This window comes from Alteromonas sp. P256, assembly GCF_036864455.1.
Taxonomy (GTDB): Bacteria; Pseudomonadota; Gammaproteobacteria; order Enterobacterales; family Alteromonadaceae; genus Alteromonas.
This window is the reverse complement of record NZ_JAZETM010000019.1, coordinates 1-15,590: the sequence shown is the minus strand read 5'-3', so window position 1 is coordinate 15,590 and position 15,590 is coordinate 1. Positions and strand designations below refer to the sequence as shown.

Sequence of the window (15,590 nt, the reverse complement as noted above, 5' to 3'; positions counted from 1 at the left end):
GAACCGGCACGCTATTTCTAGCAACGGATTTTGAATCCGTCATGTCTACCAATTTCATCACTCTGGCATCACATTGTAATGGCTATGCGCCAATGCGTTGCATTATAGCGATGCAGCGCGCGCATACAACACTTTTTTTCGTGAATTACCTTCAAGTGTTGAAAGTTTATACACTGGGTGCAGTAACCTCACACTCAAACGAGCGTCCATCAATGTGGTCTTATGAGTGACTGTAAAGGCAATACCTATACTTATTGGGAATAGGGAAGCGGGTCGGCAGGTGTTAATCTCACATTTTAAACACTGCACTAGTGCTGAAACATCAAGTTTGCTGTCTGATCAAATCAGCTCGTTTAAAACGCCAGTAGGTCTGTTATGGACACTGGAACTTTTATTTACGATGTATCGCACGGTAGCTAGTATTAACTATGAACAATTCTCAGCCAGAAAAGCACACACTCAACATAGTATTGACCCCGCGTGAAGCTCGATTCAATGGGGGGACTCTATGAGAGCGGAAAATGTGAACCCACTTCGAAATTTCCACAATATCGTATCTAATCAGTCGTTAGATTTTGACTCGAAAGTGGATGAACTCCTGCGCTTTGGCCTTGACTTGTTTGGCTTGGAAGTCGGTATTGTGAGTCAAATTGTGGGTAATGACTACAAGGTGTTTAGAACCGTCAATAATATTGACGGCCTTGACGCGGGAATGCATTTCGACCTCGGCATAACTTACTGTCATTACACAATAAATGTAAAAGAGGTGGTTGGGTTTCATCATGTTGGCTTCTCAAATATTGCCAGTCATCCTTGTTATGAAGCCCAAAAGCTTGAGGCGTATCTCGCTGCCCCTATAATTATTGATAATAGGGTGTTTGGCACGATTAATTTTTCTGCAGCCAAGCCCGTCAACATCTTTGAACCCGAGAGCTATGAATTTATCGAATTGTTTGCTCAGTGGTTGGGTTCAGAAATCGCTAAAAGACAAGTACTCGAACAGTTAAGAACTAAAGCATCTTCTCTTGCAAAATTAGAAAAAGTGGCAAAAGTAGGCTCTTGGTCAGTAGATTTAGAGACTAACCATGTTCTTTGGAGCGATCAAACTAAACGAATACACGAAGCTCCCCCTGGGTATCAACCCACATTCGAGTCGGCGGTAGATTTTTATGTAGTGGGTACGAGTCGTGACAGCATATCGCATGCTGTAGAATTAGCGATAAAGACTGGTCAGTCATGGGATCTCAAGACACAAATAACAACGATGAAAGGGCATCGACGATGGGTGGTTTCTAAGGGCGAGGCCGAGTTTTTTGAAAATAAATGCATTAAATTGTTTGGCACGTTTCAAGATGTAACTGATAGCGAAGAAGCATCAAGAAAGCTGCAAGAAGCAAAGTATAAAGCCGAGCAGGCCACCAAAGCTAAAAGTGACTTTCTGGCTAATATGAGTCACGAAATAAGAACTCCCATGAATGGTGTACTTGGGACTCTGCAGCTCTTAGAACGCTCAAACCTAGACTCTGAATCACAGATGCTTATTTCAAGAGCGAGCTTTTCTGCGACGAGTCTGCTCACTATCATTAACGATATTCTGGACTATTCGAAGATAGAAGCTAACCAGCTGACGTTAGAAAAACAGCCCTTTTCAATGTGTGATGTTATTGAGCATGTGCACTCGGAATTAAGCCTAGAAGCCGCTGAAAAACAAATAGCGTTAAAATCCAGTACAAGCAAAGATTTTGTTGATGGGTGGAAAGGCGACGTAGTAAGAGTGAGGCAAATCCTTCTTAACCTGTGCGCCAATGCCGTTAAATTTACCAAATCAGGACAAGTCAGCATAGCGTTGATGAACGATAGCTCTTATGCTTCTGGCGCGTTGCGTTTCACCGTAAAAGATACGGGGATTGGCATGTCTGAGGAAGAGCAGTTAAGGGTAATTGAACGTTTCACTCAGGCTGACTCATCTACAACTCGTAAATTTGGTGGCACTGGACTGGGTATGTCAATCACGGTAAGCCTGGTTGAGATGATGGGGGGCAAAATTGAAGTTGATAGCGTTCCTAATCAGGGGACAACAATTACGGTAACCTTACCCCTTGAGCACGCAAATTTAGACGGCAAAAAAACTGCTTTTCAAACGGACGATGTTCCTAACCTTTCAGGCAAGACAATTCTTATTGCCGAAGACAACGATATAAACACGCTTGTTATCGAATCTATGCTAGCAGCGACCCAGGCAGACTTACAGTTTGCTAAAAATGGCGTTGAGGCACTTGAGCAGTTTTCAAAAAACATACCTGATTTAGTGTTAATGGATATCCAAATGCCTGAAATGGACGGACTTCAGGCATTTGCTGAAATACAAAAGTTGAATATGAGTGTTCCCGTTATAGCACTTACTGCAAATGTTATGAGTACTGACATTGAGCATTATGCTCGGGTTGGGTTTAATGCTTATTTGGCTAAACCTGTAAAACTTACGGTATTGTATGATTTACTTCGCAGCGTACTGACCGTTTAGCTGTTGTTTTACTAGCTCTTGCCGGACGAGTTCGGCGCCTGCTGCCAGTGCGCTCAACTTTGCGCGAGCTACATGACGAGGTAACGGGGCCATTCCACAATTGGTGCAGGGGTACAATTTGTCTGCATCTACAAACTTCAGCGACTTTCTTAACGTAGTGGCTACTTCCTCTGGGGTTTCAATTTCGTGGTTGGCTACATCTATTGCACCGACCATCACTTTTTTACCGCGGATAAGCTCCATCAGCTCCAGCGGAACCCTAGAGTTGTGGCACTCCAGTGAAATGATATCGATATTTGATTTTTGAAGCTTTGGAAAAATGGTTTCGTACTGACGCCATTCTTCTCCCAAGGTGTTTTTCCAATCTGTATTCGCTTTTATGCCATAGCCGTAGCATATATGTACGGCGGTCTCGCACTCAAGCCCGTCAATCGCGCGCTCTAAAGCAGCCACGCCCCATTCGTTAACGTCATCGAAGAACACATTGAAAGCAGGTTCATCAAATTGAATGATATCGACGCCTGCCGCTTCTAATTCTTTGGCCTCTTGGTTTAAAATTTTAGCGAATTCCCATGCCAGCTTTTCCCGGCTTTTGTAGTGAGCGTCATATAATGTATCAATCATAGTCATTGGGCCGGGTAGGGCCCATTTAATAGGTTGAGATGTTTGGCTTCTAAGAAATTTGGCATCATCCACAAACACGGGGCGAGTGCGTTTAACGGCACCAATCACCTTTGGTACGCTGGCTTCATAGCGATTGCGAATTGTCACCGTTTCTCGATTCTCAAAATCCACACCGCTTAAATGTTCGATAAAGGTGGTAACAAAGTGCTGACGAGTTTGCTCACCGTCACACACGATATCAATGCCGGCGCACTGCTGTTCGTGCAGGGACAGCTTCAACGCATCGTGCTTGCCCTCAGGCAAAATATCTTGTGCTAGTTGCCACGGTGACCAAAGCTGTTCAGGCTGCGCCAGCCATGCGGGTTTAGGAAGACTGCCTGAGGTGGAAGTGGGTAATAGTGTTTTCATAATGTATTTTTGAATAATAACCTAGTTGAGCTATTTCCATAGAAACTAAAATTTTCAGAGGGCTGAAAAGGACTATAGAAATAGTGAAAATGAGAAAGTTGAGAACGAGCGCAATCATATTGCTGAGTTTCGTCCCGCTCAATGTTGAGTAGCTAGTTAGCGCAAGGCTGACTGTCCTTTACCAAGCGCATTGTCGTGACCATTGGGTCAGCACGGTTTGATAGGGTTTAATAAACTTTTCCTCAACAAACTTGCCTTGCTCCACTGCCAGTTGAGAACGTTCATCTCGATCGTAAATAATTCGGGTAATTGAATGATCTTGGTGACTGAGGTTCGGTTGATAGTGTTTACCCGCGACAGCGTTCGCGTTATAAATTTCAGGCCGATAAATCTTTTGAAACGTCTCCATTGTGCTAATGGTGCTAATAAGTTCTAAATTGGTGTAGTCGTTTAGCAAGTCGCCAAAGAAATAAAAGGCAAAGGGGGCAACGCTATTTGGCGGCATAAAATAGCGCACGTTCAGTCCCATCTTTTTAAAATAGCTTTCGGTTAATGAGGTTTCGTTAGGCGTGTATTCTACGCCTAAAATGGGGTGTTCATTTTCTGTTCTGTGATACACCTTGTTGTCTGACACGCTTATGCATATTACTGGTGACTTCGTAAACTGCGCTTTGTATGCTTTAGAGTGTACGAAGTGCTGGAACAGCTTTCCGTGCAGCTCGCCAAAGTCATCGGGCACACTGAAATGCGACTGTCCTTCGTTGTGATTAGACAGCACCACACTGAAGTCGTAATCGCGTATATACGATGAGAAGTTGTTGCCAACAATACCCTGTGAGCGCTTGCCCGTTTTAGTATCAACAATACTGGTTTGAAGAATTTCAATGGTTGGAAAGCTCATCCCGTTGCCCTCAACATCCACATCAACCGATATGATATCAAGCTCGACACTGTATCTATCTGCAGCAGCATTATCCCAACTAGCAAGTGCGTTAAATCGATTGTCTATCATTTGCAATGCATTGCGCAGGTTAGCTTTTCGTTGCTTACCCCTCGCTAAATTAGCGAAGTTTGTGGTTACCCGAGTATGGTCAGAAGGCTGATAGTCTTCATCAAAACGAGTACGAGTGATAGTAAATTCAAATTCCTTAATCATCGCGGTGTTGGCTCTACGTTTGGTGCTGAAAACAATAAACATGTTATACGCAATAAAAACTATGAATAAAAATGACTTAATTTCATTTTTATATGATTTTTGTTCATGGCTTGTTTCAGTATTAATTGATCAACTGCTTACAACACACGCAGTTACTTTTTTCTATGTTGCGAACGCGATAGCTTTATAACGCGTTAACCAAACAAACATCACGAGAAGAAATTTAAGAAATAACTTAAGAGCGGGGCAACCAGTGAAATGAAGAGCTAGATTTGGTGCCAAAGAGCGAGCAGTAGATGGCGTTGTGTAGGTTTACTTATTTAGGTCTTTACCTTTGATAACAGTACACTGCATTATAAAAGAGGATTTTACGAAACGTTTCCTGTGTTCGTTTTTAATCAAGGCTTTCTGTAGCACATAAGAATCAACACATAAGAATAAACACCATAAGGCGTTCAACAATGATATCACTACGAACATTAGTGGCTTTAATTGTGTCTATTACCACACTGCTAAGTACATCATTTTCAACCAGTGCATTAGAAGAAACCGTCAGCGCAGAGCTTTTCGACAACATGGAGTACCGATTTATTGGTCCATACCGCGGCGGTCGCTCTGTCGCTGTTGCCGGAGTTGATGGGAAACCTCAACTTTATTACATGGGCACAGCAGGTGGAGGGGTGTGGAAAACCACTAATGCGGGATTGTCTTGGAAGCCAATTTCGGATAAACACTTTGCTGTAGGGAGCATCGGTGCTATTGCCGTGGCACCCTCAGACAATAACGTTATTTATGTTGGCACCGGCGAAGGTCCTATTCGAGGTGTAACCACAAGTCATGGCAAGGGAATTTACAAGTCAAGTGATGCAGGTGAAACTTGGGAGCTCGTTGGTTTAGACAATCGGGGGCAAATTCCAAAAATACGTATCCACCCCACTAATCCAGATATTGCTTGGGCTGCGGTTCAAGGCAATATTTGGTCAGCTAATGAAGAGCGGGGCATTTTTAAAACCATTGACGGCGGGAAAACCTGGCAACACGTTTTAAAAGTGAATGGCGATACAGGAGCCGCGGATTTAGCCTTAGATCCGTCTAACCCTAGAGTGCTGTACGCCAGTATGTGGCATCACGGCAGAACCCCTTGGTTTATAAAATCTGGTGGTGAAGGCGGTGGTATATACAAATCTACCGATAGCGGGGAGACATGGGAGCAACTTGAAAAAGGCTTGCCTACGCTCATTGGTAAAGTCGGTATCGATGTATCACCCTCTAACCCCAAGCGTTTGTACGCCATTATTGAAGCCGATGAGGGCGGCTTGTATCGCAGTGACGATGCGGGCGCAACGTGGACATTACTGAATGATGACAATATATTGAAAGCGAGGGCGTGGTATTACAATCATATCAAAGTGGACCCTAACGACGATAACACGCTTTATGTGATGAACGTTCAGCTACACAAATCCATCGACGGTGGCAAAACCTTTGAAATAAAGTCGCTGCCTCACGGTGATACCCATGACATGTGGATTAATCCAGAAGATAGTTTAAACATGATCAATGCTAACGATGGCGGCGCAACCATCACCTTTGATGGCGGAGAGTCGTGGTCGAGCATTTATAATCAACCTACCGCACAATTTTACCGTGTGACTACAGATAACCTTGAACCCTACTATGTGTATGGTGGCCAGCAAGACAATACTACCATGGCGACGCCGTCTGCTACCTTCGATAGCGGCATAGGCATAGAGGAACAGTTTGCCGTGGGCGGTGGTGAAAGCGCCCATATTGCATTTAACGCCGACGATCCCTCGCTTATATACGCGACTACCATTAACGGTACGCTTACTGAATTTGATAGAAGCAGTGGCTTAACTCGTCCTATCATGCCTTACCCTGAATACGTGTTTGGTCGTAATGCAAAAGACCAAAAGTATCGCACTAATTGGAATGCGCCGGTTTTAGTATCGACACACAACCCTGATACGGTGTATTACGGAACACAGATGATACTAAAAACCACTGACAGAGGCGTAAATTGGCAAGAAATTAGCCCCGACCTTACCCGTAACGATGCTGAAAAGCAGGGGCTAAATGGCGGGCCAATTACTAACGAGCAGGCGGGCGCTGAATATTATAATACGGTTTTCTATATTGCTGAATCGCCAACAAACGCGGGAGAGCTTTGGGTAGGTGCAGATGATGGTAAGCTGCATCTCACTAAAGATGAAGGCAAAAACTGGACAGATATTACGCCCCATAAGAAAGAGGCTCAGGTAAATGCCATAGAGCTAAGCCCTCACGCCGAAGGAAAGGCCTACGTAGCGGTTACTGGTTACAAGCTTAACGATTATCGACCTTATATTTATAAAACGTCAAACTATGGCAAACGCTGGACTCGTATCGATAAAGGCTTGCCCGAAGACGCTTTTGTAAGAGTAGTTCGTGAAGATAGTCAGCAAGAAGGCATGTTGTTTGCCGGCACAGAAAGCGGAATGTTTATAAGCTTTGATGATGGTAATAACTGGCAAAAGCTTTCGCTCAACTTACCGCCGGTGGCAATAACCGACCTTAAGGTGAAAGGCGACGACTTGGTGGTTGCTACTCAAGGGCGGGGCTTTTGGATATTAGACGACATAGCGCCACTTCGCGAGGCTAACAATACGTTGGTTGATGAAGTGCTGTTCCAGTTTAGCCCTGTTGACGGAGTACGTCTTTTAGCTGGAGGCAATATATCTGGTCAATTAGAAGCAGAAAACCCTGCGAGAGGGGCTACATTTCGCTACTTCTTAAATGAGGCATTAGATGAAGAGGAAACCCTTCGTATCGATATATTTGATGCCAATAACCAACTGGTGCGCGCATTATCTTCTTCGCCAAGTGCGTTTGAAAAATGCGCTAAAGGAAATGAAGACGTTCGTAGCCCGCTGAAGTTAAAACATCCATCTACCGATGCTGGCTTTAACTCTTTTGAGTGGGACCTACGTCGTCAGCCCCTTCATTGTATTGACAACGTAACGTTATTCGGTGGTTGGAATGGCGCGAGAGTAATGCCGGGGGAATACAAAGCGACCATCACGGTAGGCGGTGTGTCGCAAACGCGCCCCTTTAACGTGTTGCCCGACCCAAGGGAGAATGCTGAGCCAGTTGAATTACAAAAAGTAGAGCAGAGTATTCAGGCGAGTGAAGATGTGCTTAATGAATTATTCGCTCACCTTCAAAAAGCCCGTGATGTCCGTGACCGGCTTAAGCAAGTGGCAATGTCTAACGTCATGCTTGCGAACGATGTGTCAACATCCATCGAAAGCATTATAAGTGAAATAGATGAATGGGAATCGTTAGTTATTCAGCCCAAACATCAAACCTTCGAAGACGACATTAATTGGCCAAATATGCTCGACAGACAGGTACGCTTTTTAATGGATAACTTTGATAGAACGGGTGCGCCAGCGCAAGCCGGAGCGCTTAAGCGATTAGGCGACCTTGAAGTAAAATGGCAGCAATATAAGCTGAAGCTGCAAACATTATTTAACGAGCGAATTGCGCCTTTAAATGAAAAGCTTTCTAAGCAAGGCGTGTATGATTTAGAGAGTTTGTAATAGCGTCTAGGTTGCACAAGGCTAAAAAGAGAGAAACGCCCCCGTTTGAAATAGATATCAAACGGGGGCGGTTTTCTATGGCTACCAGCGCTGTAACGTCCAGTTAAACGCAATCATTGCGATGACTGATGAGGCGATAGGCATGATGGTTTTGGTATAAATGTGCCAGTTTCGCACTACCACTAGTAGAGGCAGCAGCAGGGATACGATGGCAAGCTGCCCTACCTCAACGCCAATATTAAATGCGGCCACGCTCATTACTAGACTGTTTGATTGTGCGTTTAATTCGGCAAACACGCTGGCGAAGCCCATGCCGTGAAGAAGACCAAAACCAAAGGTTAAAAAGCCAAGCCTAAATACCACAGGGAATATATTGTTTAGTGCCGTTAGCATAACGGAAATGGCAATGCCCAGCTCCACCCACCTGCTGTCTAGCGTAATGATATCAAGGGCAGTCGCGGTAAGCGTTATAGAGTGGGCTAGGGTGAAGGCACTCACTAAAATTACCGTGCTTTTAACAATATCGCGCTTCTTGTCCTCCTTTTTCCACGTGCGTTGATGTCGAGCTAGGTTCACAGTAAGTAAGGTCGCCACGAGAAAAAGAATATGATCCAGGCCAATAAAAATATGCCAAATGCCTTGGTAAACCATTTCAAAAAATTGCGACGCGGTTGACAGTGCTTTAGGCGACAGGGTAAGTATGCGTTTGTCTTCGGCAATCACCGATGTCAGGGTTTCATCTTGCACATTTACCGTAGTAAGAAGCTTGTGCGTTGGCGATATGTCAAAAATACCCTCGTAGCTAATGCTGATTTCTCTGCTATTTTGACTGCTTTCTTCAGTGCTGTTTTTACTATTGTGCGCTTGGCAAGTAACCGACAAAGGATAAACGATAAGAGATTCGGCTGAGATAGAACGCATAGTAGCAGAGGCAGTAGAAACACGGCACTTGCCGCTTCCCTGTTTTATTTGTAGCGAGTTGGCAATATAAGCGGCAGCCTGTTGTTGATTGGCTAACACTTCACTCCACAATAGCTTGCCGTCATTATTGGTGTCTAAATTGGCGGCTTGGCCGATGTCTTCTGGTTTCAGTAATAACTCACCCTGAAACGCGCCAGCTTCCTGCTGGTTCAGTGTAAGATAGCCACTGCTCAATTCATGAGACACGCTTTGTGTGCTAAAAAAAATAAAGAAAAATAATACTACTCGTTGCATAACCTAGCTTTAACTCCGTTAGCTAAACTGTAAAAACGCTCTAGCTCTCAGTGATTTGAGATGTCTGAGAGACCTGAAAGATCTGAGAGGTCTGAGAGCCATGCGTGGCTTGAGCAGCTTCTGCGTCTTTCGCGCTCAATGCCTTTTCCGCTCGTTTCAATAAATGTTCATCGTGTTTGGTTTGGGCATATTCCCAGTTTAGGCGAGCAAACTTTAGCGCTAGCCGTGGCTGATAATCTACATCGAGGTAATAACTTGCCACTTGGGCAGCATGCGATGTGTCCTCTCGCCATGCCCTTATTTGCATACGCTTGCTTAACAGGCGCATCTCTTTTGTGTCATCAAAGTTAAGGGCCTTTTGCGCTTTTACCCATCTTAGTAAAAGTGCATCGTCTAGGCGGGATATGTCACTGATTTCTTGGGCCAACACTGTCGTTATCGTGTCATAGTGCCCAGTGGCATAGTGGGCATCGGCCCATGTTATCAAAGCACTTACTGGCAGCGTTGATAAAGTAAATTCTGATAGCTGCTGAATGGCAAGGTTTGGCTTCTCAAGTGCTAGCGCCATGCTTGCAAGGGTTTCTCTATACCATAGATATTCAGCTTCATTAATCGATTCAGCATTCGTAAGTGATGAGTATCGCTCAAATTTTTGCAGTTTGTTATATACATCCTCTGAAGGCGCTATCGAAAAATCGGCATTTAACACACAACCAAAAGCAAGAAGAAAGCTGGTTTTGCCCATTAACTGTTCGCAGTGTTGTTTAGCCTTGTCGCCTTGACCTCGCTGAATGTTGATATCTGCCAGTAGTAACTGTGCAGCCCCAGAATGCGCGGTATCAATAGTACTAAGATGTTGAAGGGCTTCATCGAATTTGTGTACGCCTTGCATTAATCTGGCTTCGAGAATTACCAGACGCTGTCGCTGCTCGTGACTAAGCTTTGTCTGTGATGAACGAAGTCTATTAACGAACTGGGTAACTTGCTGTCGCTCATTTCCCGATGCTGATAAGAAACGACTTGCGGTCAAAAGTTTCTCTGCATCAGAAATACTAGAAAGTGTTGTGGTAGTAGGTTGCCAAGTGGCAATGATGGTGTCTTTAGAGACTTCTTGGGTAGCGTTGTTACTTGCCGGCTCTGCATTCACTATGGTTGGCATGAAAAGCAGTAATGAAGCGCTTGCAGTAATTAAAAAACAGCAGAAAGTGACACAGGAAGGCAGAGGTTTGAACATGAAAATTCCCTAAAAAAAAGGCCATCCTTGGCCTTGCGGTTATGCTCTTTTACGACGAATTATTAATCAGTCTTTTATTACGTACTGTCAAAAAGATTGTTGGTCAATCTAATTGATAAACGACAGTCTAATTGATAAAAGACAGTTTAATCGATTAATAGATCGTCAAACGCTGCATCATCAGCATCCTGAGTAAACTCCCGTCCATTGACTGGAAGTGGCTCATCAGTTGGGGCTTGATTAAACGCCGCTCTGGTGTAGCTTGCTACTGATAGTTGCTGAGCTTCAATGGTCACAGTGACGGTTCCAGTTACCTTCTGATTAAAGCTATCGCTAACACTAAAGGTAAAGCTGTCTGAGCCTGTTACCTGAGCGTTAGGCGTGTAGGTAAAACTACCGTCTGCGTTTACAGCGGCTGAACCTAACGAACCATCTTCTTCCAATGCAAACGAAAGTGGATCGTTTTCAGGGTCAGACGCGCTAAGCGTCCCTTCAAATGCAATGTCTGCCTGTGTTGTTAGCATGTCATCTACTGCAACAGGTGCTTCATTGATTTCGGGCGCGTTGTCATCATCATCACTATCAAAACAACCTGATAGGGCTAGTGCTAAAGATGTAGCGACCCAAATTCGATGAATGTTTCTATTTGATTTTTTCTCAATAGGTTTATTCATAGTTGTGCTCCTTACTCAGAGCCAGCAATAGGCGTTCTTAGGTATGGGAATGATGAATCAATCATGCTTGCATCCACAGGTGCACCGTCGGTAAATGGCACTGTACCTACGCTCGCATCATCAGGTGTACAAAGTCCTAGGTCAGTATCTTCACCTGCTACTGGAATTGGGTAGCACAGACGACCCATCACTACGCGAAGCGCAATATCCACAACATCATCACCTGGACGACGACCGTTCGGGAAGCCAGCTAAATCATCGCCTGCTACACCAAATGCCGATTGTGACTCTGCTGGTGTGGCTGGAATACCCGTGTTCAAACGAAGCATTTCAGACGGCGTTACCGTTGCTTGCTGGTTAACATCAGGGAAGCCAGTAAGGAACGCTGTTACCAGGTCGGTTCTCGGGAAATTCGTTGGTGCTAGCGTCTCAATATCCGTTCCTAGCGTGGTGTTAACCGCGTCTTTAAACAAGATGTTAAGTAGTTCTGGTAGCGACGGGTGAGTAACGTAATCAGCGAACTGACCATCATCACTTGGGTGCGCACTTGAGAACGTATCTTTGTCACCAATACCGATAACTAATTCATTCACTAGCGGGCTGCCTAAACGAGATACCTGTGTCATTGCGCCACCACTTACTGATGGTTTTGCGAAGGTTGCATCTGGGTTTAGGATTGTTGCTTGTGGCAAGCTTGCTGTAGTCCAGCTGCCTATTACGCCGTTGCCATCACCGGTTACGCACGCTGCAGGTACTTCAACAGACAGTGACGTTACGTTTTTATCTAGTAAGTCATCATTGTTTTCGCTTTGCGTAATGCCACCTGGAAAACCTTCTCCATCGCCAGCACCCGGCGCACTATCACCTTCAACAGGTACATAATTTACCAAGTCGAATGTTTTACCAAGGTTGACTACAAAAGGGTCTTTACGCTGGCCTACAAATACGCGAGCCATGTCATCACAGCCAGGTATAGCAAACGAGTAGATAAAGCTTTCTGCATAACGAGCATATTCAGCTTCACTGGTGAAGGTTTTGTTACCAATATAATCAAGCGGCTTCTTAAACATATCGCCCATCGCAGGCGTTAGTGTAGTGCGCTCGCCGCTCTGCATGTCGCCAGAAACCATAGTTAGCGAGTACATTTCAGAGAAGTTTGCCGCGCTTGAATCATCAGCGCTAATACCACCAACATTTTTAAGCGGTACTTTCACCATTTTTTGGTTGCCTTCTGGACCAATCGGAAGGGCAATGCCTTCGTTATCAGCAGCAAGCATGTTAGTGAAATTAAATACAAAGCTTATGTCTTCAACGGCATCACCATCACTATCGATGTGAATGGCATAGTGCGCGTTTGGATCCATAGCGAAGTAATTTGGTCCGCCGTACGCGTCCTGTAATGGAATGTAGTTGGCAATAAAGGTTACGTAGCCATCACGCCCTTCTTCGTAACTGTTAAAAGCGTAAAAATCTGTGCTGTCTACAGCAGGTGCGCGTGTAATGTTTGGCGCTTCTCTGTGACTTGATGCGAAGGCACCAGCAGTAACGGCAGCGCAAGTGAGAGCTATTGCAACCGATAGTGTTTTGCGTTTTAAGATTGTCATTATGTATCTCTCTGTTTGATGAGTTCATAGAGTTAAACGAGTGAGATGCGCTACTAGATGCAAAAAAACAAAAAGAAATCAAAAAAAATGTTTAAAAGTGGTAAATAAAAAGAAAAAGGCCGCATTTTTAATCACTAAAAATGCGGCCTTTAGAGCAGTTGAAAAAGATTTTATACCGACAGAATTGGCGCGATATAAAGTACTTCGGTTGGCGAACCAGTTTTAGAGCCGCCTGGCTCTTCTAAACTAATCGCGAGGGCTGCTATGCTGCTATCAAGTAAAATGTCTGGCGTGTTTCTACTATCACCGCCCAGTTCAGGCATAAGTCCAAGCGATATCGGCGCTTCACCATTCGCAGGAACCATCCATAGTTCGTAATCTTTATCAGCAAGTGCCGTAAACGCGTTAGTCACTTTCACGTCCAACGTGCTCGGTGATACCTCAATCACCCACAGTGGGGTGTTATCCGCGTTATTCACCACAGCAATATGCGACACTTCTTCAACAGGAGAAGGTTGCATAACCACAAGCAACACAGCAAGGACTAATGCAGCAGCGGTAGATAGTGCAGTCAAGCCTCTCCAGCGATTTCGTTTTGCACGTTCAAAATCAACAATTTGCGCTGATGTATCTTTAGAATCTGAATGGCCCAAACGCTGTTGAATCATATCCCAGACCCGCTCAGGCGGTTGAACGGGGGTAACCGCATCGTTGAAACCCGCTAAATACTGTTCCCATTGCGCAGTGGCGTCGCTAACCGCTTGATACTGCATCATCAATTTTTGATAGCGAACGCGGGCCTTTCCTCGTAGTGTCCCTACCACATATTCCGCCGCAAGCGCGTTAAGCGTTTCTTCTTTTAAATAATTCATAGTGATAAGCACCTTTGAAGGCTTTGTAATCCTCTTCGAATCCAGCTTTTTATTGTGCCTAACGGCGACGATAAATAATTCACCACCTCCTGGTGAGATAAGCCATTAATGTAAGCAAGGTGAATAGCTTGCCGCTGTGGTCCGTCGAGTTCATCTAGGCAAGCGGCGAGTTTCTCCTGCTCGCCGCCTAACTTAAAAGCCTGTGGTGTGTCGGGAATGGCGGTAGCATCTTCAGTTAGCTCAACTTCATTGCGAACATTATGGTAGCGCATCAAATCGAGTGCTCGATAGCGCACAATACTCACCATCCACGTTAATACCGTACCTTTAGTTCGTTGATAGCTTCCTGCGTTATGCCAAATTTTTATGTAGGCATCTTGCGTTGCTTCATCCGCAAGTTCTGGTCGCTTAAGCATTTTAAGTGCTACAGCATAAAGTTGTGAACTGGTTGTTTTATAAAGCTCGGCAAAGGCGGTTTTATCACCTTCAGCAGTTTTACATAACAGCGGAAACAGGATTTCGTGTTCCATTTTGGCTCCTTGAGTACAGCTATGTGAGCTAGGCCCGCCGCCGCACGTTTATTTATAGTTGTTAGCCATGTTAGCTACTATACGATTAACTCGTTATTAATATATAACGATCGTCGCGTGCATCTAGATGCGCACAAAGATGCAAAAAACAGGTGATTGTCATTCAAAGATCAACACGGCCTTTGAATGACAATAGCATGCTTTGTCCATTTGTCATCACTTCCTGATACTTGCCGACAACGTGTTGTTTGTCGGGCCTGAGTTCCTGTGCTTATCTCTTATATTCTGCCTCTTTTATTCGGTGCACTTTTGTTTACTTCTTATTCATTTTTCATTCAAAAATTCGAAGTGATTTTATGGTTAGCCCTCTTTTAATAAATCGCGTAGCTCTAAAACCCAATAAATATGAAAAGCACGTAATTGAGCGGTGTGCGTGTTTATGCAAACTCAAGCTTGTGTCACACTACTCTGTGATAATGACAGCTCCTAAGTAGTGAAAAGAGAATACCGTGGCGAAAAACAAAACGAGAGCTCAACAACGAGTTCGTAATAAAATCGAGAAAAGTGAAAAAAGTGCAAACACTGAGCCGAATACGGCTCAGCCTGCCAATGATTTTGGTGAGAGGGCAGGCTTTTTCAGACGCCTTGCAGCCATGGTATATGACGTACTCGTCGCAGTTGCCGTAGGTATGTGTGCAGCAATGGTGATGATAGTTACGTTAATCGTCATGCTTAAAAATGGCGGGCTCGATATGCAGGGCTTTGCTGAGCCAGCAGACCTCATTCAAGCTTCTACGGGGTATAAGCTATTAATTCAAAGCTGGGTAGGGCTTTGGGTAGCGGGTTTTTTCTTGTGGTTTTGGAAACGTGGAGGCCAAACTTTGGGTATGCGAGCATGGCGTTTACGCATATTCAGCACAGTAGAAGAACCCGTAACAATGACCCGACTGATAACGCGCTTGGTCGGTTCGCTTTTCGGGCTGGGTACGTTATTGGTTCTATTTGATGTGAAAGAAAAGCAGTCACTTCAAGATAGGCTAGCAAAAACTGAAGTGTTAAAGCTGTCAAAAGAAGCTAACGATCATAAAAGCTGGTAGAACATTTAAATAAATGAAAAACGGAAAATAAAAAAGGGCAGTAACACTGC

General features: G+C 44.5%; 12 protein-coding genes. 4 read left to right on the top strand and 8 right to left on the bottom strand.

The window, feature by feature from the left end; translation table 11 throughout:
- A partial coding sequence (locus V7R39_RS17525) for a hypothetical protein (RefSeq protein ID WP_334032249.1) occupies nt 1-230 on the top strand: 230 nt, incomplete at its 5' end.
- Between the two features lie 278 nt (nt 231-508).
- Nucleotides 509-2,524 (top strand): ATP-binding protein, encoded by a 2,016-nt coding sequence (locus V7R39_RS17520; RefSeq protein WP_334032248.1) that lies wholly within the window; start codon nt 509-511, stop codon nt 2,522-2,524.
- Here V7R39_RS17520 and V7R39_RS17515 read toward each other — a convergent pair.
- Both V7R39_RS17515 and V7R39_RS17510 read right to left on the bottom strand, forming a co-directional pair.
- Nucleotides 2,498-3,556 carry a methionine synthase gene (locus tag V7R39_RS17515; protein WP_334032246.1) on the bottom strand — a complete coding sequence of 353 codons (1,059 nt, stop codon included), beginning with the start codon at nt 3,554-3,556 and terminating at the stop codon, nt 2,498-2,500. The two genes, V7R39_RS17520 and V7R39_RS17515, sit on opposite strands and share 27 nt — an antisense overlap.
- A gap of 178 nt (nt 3,557-3,734) precedes the next feature.
- The gene (locus V7R39_RS17510) at nt 3,735-4,712 is read right to left on the bottom strand and encodes a DUF1852 domain-containing protein (protein WP_334032245.1); all 978 of its coding nucleotides are present in this window, start codon (nt 4,710-4,712) and stop codon (nt 3,735-3,737) included.
- A 461-nt stretch (nt 4,713-5,173) separates the two neighbouring features.
- Between V7R39_RS17510 and V7R39_RS17505 the strand changes: the two genes are divergently transcribed.
- Entirely contained in the window at nt 5,174-8,314 is a 3,141-nt protein-coding gene (locus tag V7R39_RS17505; RefSeq protein ID WP_334032243.1) for a WD40/YVTN/BNR-like repeat-containing protein, read from the top strand.
- 81 nt (nt 8,315-8,395) lie between these two features.
- Here V7R39_RS17505 and V7R39_RS17500 read toward each other — a convergent pair whose 3' ends face one another.
- From V7R39_RS17500 to V7R39_RS17475, 6 genes are all read right to left on the bottom strand, one after another.
- A complete protein-coding gene (locus tag V7R39_RS17500) occupies nt 8,396-9,529 on the bottom strand; it encodes a HupE/UreJ family protein (protein WP_334032242.1) in 1,134 nt (377 codons plus the stop codon).
- A gap of 40 nt (nt 9,530-9,569) precedes the next feature.
- Nucleotides 9,570-10,763 carry a hypothetical protein gene (locus V7R39_RS17495; protein WP_334032241.1) on the bottom strand — a complete coding sequence of 398 codons (1,194 nt, stop codon included), beginning with the start codon at nt 10,761-10,763 and terminating at the stop codon, nt 9,570-9,572.
- 146 nt (nt 10,764-10,909) lie between these two features.
- Nucleotides 10,910-11,437 (bottom strand): Ig-like domain-containing protein, encoded by a 528-nt coding sequence (locus tag V7R39_RS17490; RefSeq protein WP_334032240.1) that lies wholly within the window; start codon nt 11,435-11,437, stop codon nt 10,910-10,912.
- 11 nt (nt 11,438-11,448) lie between these two features.
- A complete protein-coding gene (locus tag V7R39_RS17485; protein ID WP_334032239.1) occupies nt 11,449-13,041 on the bottom strand; it encodes a DUF4331 domain-containing protein in 1,593 nt (530 codons plus the stop codon).
- A gap of 170 nt (nt 13,042-13,211) precedes the next feature.
- Nucleotides 13,212-13,913, bottom strand: a complete 702-nt coding sequence (locus V7R39_RS17480; RefSeq protein ID WP_334032238.1) for an anti-sigma factor — start codon at nt 13,911-13,913, stop codon at nt 13,212-13,214.
- Nucleotides 13,910-14,443, bottom strand: coding sequence for a sigma-70 family RNA polymerase sigma factor (locus tag V7R39_RS17475; protein WP_334032236.1), 534 nt, complete (start codon nt 14,441-14,443; stop codon nt 13,910-13,912). Before V7R39_RS17475 ends, V7R39_RS17480 begins: the two co-directional genes overlap by 4 nt.
- Nucleotides 14,444-15,096: 653 nt before the next feature.
- Here V7R39_RS17475 and V7R39_RS17470 point away from each other — a divergent pair.
- A complete protein-coding gene (locus V7R39_RS17470; RefSeq protein WP_203565055.1) occupies nt 15,097-15,540 on the top strand; it encodes an RDD family protein in 444 nt (147 codons plus the stop codon).
- The last annotated feature ends 50 nt before the right edge of the window (nt 15,541-15,590 follow it).

Bases quoted from the DNA above. Each gene is read 5' to 3' on its own strand.
- V7R39_RS17480 (WP_334032238.1), bottom strand. From the start codon at position 13,913: ATGAATTATTTAAAAGAAGAAACGCTTAACGCGCTTGCGGCGGAATAT.
- V7R39_RS17490 (WP_334032240.1), bottom strand. From the start codon at position 11,437: ATGAATAAACCTATTGAGAAAAAATCAAATAGAAACATTCATCGAATT.
- V7R39_RS17475 (WP_334032236.1), bottom strand. From the start codon at position 14,443: ATGGAACACGAAATCCTGTTTCCGCTGTTATGTAAAACTGCTGAAGGT.
- V7R39_RS17500 (WP_334032242.1), bottom strand. From the start codon at position 9,529: ATGCAACGAGTAGTATTATTTTTCTTTATTTTTTTTAGCACACAAAGC.
- V7R39_RS17470 (WP_203565055.1), top strand. From the start codon at position 15,097: ATGGTATATGACGTACTCGTCGCAGTTGCCGTAGGTATGTGTGCAGCA.
- V7R39_RS17520 (WP_334032248.1), top strand. From the start codon at position 509: ATGAGAGCGGAAAATGTGAACCCACTTCGAAATTTCCACAATATCGTA.
- V7R39_RS17505 (WP_334032243.1), top strand. From the start codon at position 5,174: ATGATATCACTACGAACATTAGTGGCTTTAATTGTGTCTATTACCACA.
- V7R39_RS17495 (WP_334032241.1), bottom strand. From the start codon at position 10,763: ATGTTCAAACCTCTGCCTTCCTGTGTCACTTTCTGCTGTTTTTTAATT.
- V7R39_RS17515 (WP_334032246.1), bottom strand. From the start codon at position 3,556: ATGAAAACACTATTACCCACTTCCACCTCAGGCAGTCTTCCTAAACCC.
- V7R39_RS17510 (WP_334032245.1), bottom strand. From the start codon at position 4,712: ATGATTAAGGAATTTGAATTTACTATCACTCGTACTCGTTTTGATGAA.
- V7R39_RS17485 (WP_334032239.1), bottom strand. From the start codon at position 13,041: ATGACAATCTTAAAACGCAAAACACTATCGGTTGCAATAGCTCTCACT.